Origin of the sequence: Cedecea colo, assembly GCF_011808225.1 — a bacterium.
Taxonomy (GTDB): domain Bacteria; phylum Pseudomonadota; class Gammaproteobacteria; order Enterobacterales; family Enterobacteriaceae; genus Dryocola; species Dryocola colo.
On the sequence record NZ_SOYS01000022.1, the window covers coordinates 1 to 1,910 of the forward strand.

General features: G+C 41.2%; 2 protein-coding genes and 2 pseudogenes. 3 read left to right on the forward strand and 1 reads right to left on the reverse strand.

Annotated features, from left to right (window positions below; all coding sequences use genetic code 11):
- Nucleotides 1-244, reverse strand: a pseudogene (locus E2L00_RS21250) (IS30 family transposase); the annotation flags it as partial.
- A gap of 195 nt (nt 245-439) precedes the next feature.
- On the opposite strand from E2L00_RS21250, the gene E2L00_RS21255 reads away from it, so the two are divergent.
- From E2L00_RS21255 to E2L00_RS21265, 3 genes and pseudogenes are all read left to right on the forward strand, one after another.
- Entirely contained in the window at nt 440-727 is a 288-nt protein-coding gene (locus E2L00_RS21255; protein WP_167615036.1) for a hypothetical protein, read from the forward strand.
- A complete protein-coding gene (locus E2L00_RS21260) occupies nt 727-1,191 on the forward strand; it encodes a hypothetical protein (RefSeq protein WP_236127795.1) in 465 nt (154 codons plus the stop codon). Before E2L00_RS21255 ends, E2L00_RS21260 begins: the two co-directional genes overlap by 1 nt.
- A 475-nt stretch (nt 1,192-1,666) precedes the next feature.
- A pseudogene (locus E2L00_RS21265) lies at nt 1,667-1,910 on the forward strand (IS30 family transposase); the annotation flags it as partial.

The window sequence follows — 1,910 nt, forward strand, 5'->3', positions numbered from 1 at the left end:
TGATACTGAGTTTTGCTACCAGTCCTCTGGATATCTCCTCTCTTTCATCAAGCGAAAGCGCTAATCGGTGCCGCTTTCGCACGGAAGGACGGTAGCCGCCTGTCTGGTGGATAGTGGGCATAATAGATGAATGATATCTGTCGAACATTCTGGCGATATCATGCAGGGAATCGCCTTGCTTATATCTGTCCCAGATAATCGCCTTCTGCTCTGGCGTGTAGTTAATCCGAGTTCTTCGTTTCATGGCAACGTCCCCCTTGATTAAGGATAGCGTTGCATCGACCCATTGAACTCACAGCCAACAGCGGACTTTTAGCGTTTCTAGAAATCTCTCATGTCGTGACCAAATTTTGTCGACCACTCCAGTGTGAATAATCTTCCAGCCCGAGGTATAATCTTGAATACCTCTAAATTGTCAATAAAACAGTAGGTTGCAACCATGTTAAAAATTACCGGTTTAGACAAGCTACAAAAAGAGTTGAAAGTGGCCCAGTTGGCACTGAGTGAATTGGATGGAAATCTAGGTGCTGTGCATTTTGCCCCCCAAGATCCAGCCAGTATTGAAAATGCAATTCAAAAAATAAATCAAATAGTTGACGAACGAGTCTCTCAATACTCATCCAATTCGATTATTGGTCCATTGGCCGAGCAAATGAAGCAAGCATATCGTGAAAATTTAATCCAAAAAGCTACAGAGTTCAGAATTAAAAATAACGAGGAAAATTGATGTCAAAAGATATATTTGTAGAAATTAATAATGTCGTTCTGGACTTACAGGCTTCACAGGTACAAACCTATGAACGTCCTTTAAAAAAGCTAGCTCAACTTCTGAAACATCCTGATCTTGAGCCTTACAATAAAGACTTAGTTGCAGATCTTGACTTAGAGAGTTTTCTTGAAAAGAGTGCGCAATCTGCGAGTTCTATGGTCGGAAGTGCAACTCTTGACTGGCCAGAAGATCCCAGAAAAGAGCTAGGCCTAACACTACTTTTAATCTGGAAATTAGGCGCAGATCCTAGCTATGCCGTCCACTTCAGTATTAATTTCTTTTATTCTGGTAAAAAAATTATAAGCAATATTCATGCGCTCACAGGTCAGTTAATCATTCCCTTTATTCGGGACTACAAAAACTACATTCAATCGAAGGGAATTCCCCAGACCATGTTAATAAGGCAATGGGAGACACTATAAAAAGAAAAATCCACGCAATTGCGTGGATTTTATGGGGTTCGCAATCATCATAAGATTCAATGAAACCTCATGAGACAGCAGATTTTATTTAGACGTTAAATTGTGATTTTTTCATTAACTTGTTGAATTTATTGTTTTTATAAAAATACACAAATTGAATGTACTCATAGCTGTACTCATTTTTGTATACCATCATTGGATGCCGCATAATCTACGACGTACAGGGCGTGCTGGACCACACGTCTGGCTGAGCTGAAGGGGCCTATAACATGTACAGGTACAATGCTGAATGCAAGGGTGACAACTGATTATTTGAATAAATTGCTCAAGGTTTCTGACTGTCATTATACGATGATTTTTCTCACGATTTATTAACTTATAAAGTGTTTGGCTCAATTACGATCTGACAGTCGGCTTTGTGCTGTGAGTTCAATGGGTCGATGCAACGCTATCCTTAATCAAGGGGGACGTTGCCATGAAACGAAGAACTCGGATTAACTACACGCCAGAGCAGAAGGCGATTATCTGGGACAGATATAAGCAAGGCGATTCCCTGCATGATATCGCCAGAATGTTCGACAGATATCATTCATCTATTATGCCCACTATCCACCAGACAGGCGGCTACCGTCCTTCCGTGCGAAAGCGGCACCGATTAGCGCTTTCGCTTGATGAAAGAGAGGAGATATCCAGAGGACTGGTAGCAAAACTCAGTATCA

Excerpts from the sequence above, each read along its gene's own strand:
- E2L00_RS21255 (WP_167615036.1), top strand. The coding sequence starts at position 440 with ATGTTAAAAATTACCGGTTTAGACAAGCTACAAAAAGAGTTGAAAGTG.
- E2L00_RS21260 (WP_236127795.1), top strand. The coding sequence starts at position 727 with ATGTCAAAAGATATATTTGTAGAAATTAATAATGTCGTTCTGGACTTA.